Annotated in this window: 1 protein-coding gene; it reads right to left on the bottom strand. The window is 30.8% G+C overall.

The features are described from left to right. Positions 1-506 precede the first annotated feature (506 nt). Positions 507-935, bottom strand: coding sequence for a hypothetical protein (locus tag K8344_RS13915; RefSeq protein ID WP_237609282.1), 429 nt, complete (start codon positions 933-935; stop codon positions 507-509). Positions 936-1,048 lie beyond the last annotated feature (113 nt).

Genomic DNA, 1,048 nt, shown 5'->3' with positions numbered 1-1,048 from the left:
AATTAATAACACTAAAACTAAGTTATTTTATTGAGACTAAAACCGTTTTAAAGAAGGAAAGCTCAAAGCACGCGAAAGGATTCGCGCGCTAGCGGGGGGTCTTGTTCTTTGATTACATAAAAAAAATCTTCATTTTTATTTTTAAAAAGTACATAGGGAACTAATTGAAAAGCAAAATACAATTCGTCCATGCTTTCAAAATCTGAGCTTGAGTATTCACTAATTAATGGACAGCTAGAATCTAATAAATATCATTAATTATTGAACCGCCTCGGTCATTTTTATGTTTTCTTACTGTTACAGAGATTTCAGAATCACTAATAATTTTTGAATACTTATCATAAGGATTACAACTAAGATTCAACATTAATAATGCTAAAAATATATATTTTACCATTTTTTCCAAGGTTTATCTCTTGAGGTTGTTCCCAAGCCTGAATTAATATCTAATAAGGTTATACTACCGCCTACCCCTGCCGCAGCAGCAAAGTATTGTAATTTTTGAATCATTCCAGTATATATATATCTGACTCTTGTTGGATTAATACACGATCCGAACTTGCATAAATAATAACATTATATCCATCTTTAAGATAAAGCGTTGTATCAAGTTCGATTTTTCTTTGAATGTCTAATATGGAATCAATTAATGCATCAAACTGGATATTCATATGGATTACATCTTCTTTGATGACTATTCGTTTACTTAAATCAATTCCTAAACTTCTTTCGGTTACAATAGGTTCCCTATCATAATATTTCACCCCATTTATTGTCAAAGTGCATCGATCATCTTCGTAAAGTGACTTAAATTTTATATCAAATGGTTCGCTCGTACTACCCATGATAGCTTTACAAGATTTACTGATAAAAACAATACTTAAAAGAAGGATAAAGACTATCCTACTCCTGCTTACCTTTATTAATTTGTCCATTTCTATATTTATATAATACCCCCGCTGGTGCGCGATTGCATCGCGTTCCTCGCACAATTTTAATTAATAACACTAAAACTAAGTTATTTTATTGAGACTAAAACCGTTTTAAA

Source organism: Aequorivita xiaoshiensis (assembly GCF_022008395.1).
Taxonomy (GTDB): Bacteria; Bacteroidota; Bacteroidia; order Flavobacteriales; family Flavobacteriaceae; genus Aequorivita; species Aequorivita xiaoshiensis.
The sequence above is the reverse complement of the archived record's forward strand: the minus strand, read 5'-3'. Positions and strand labels throughout refer to the sequence as shown.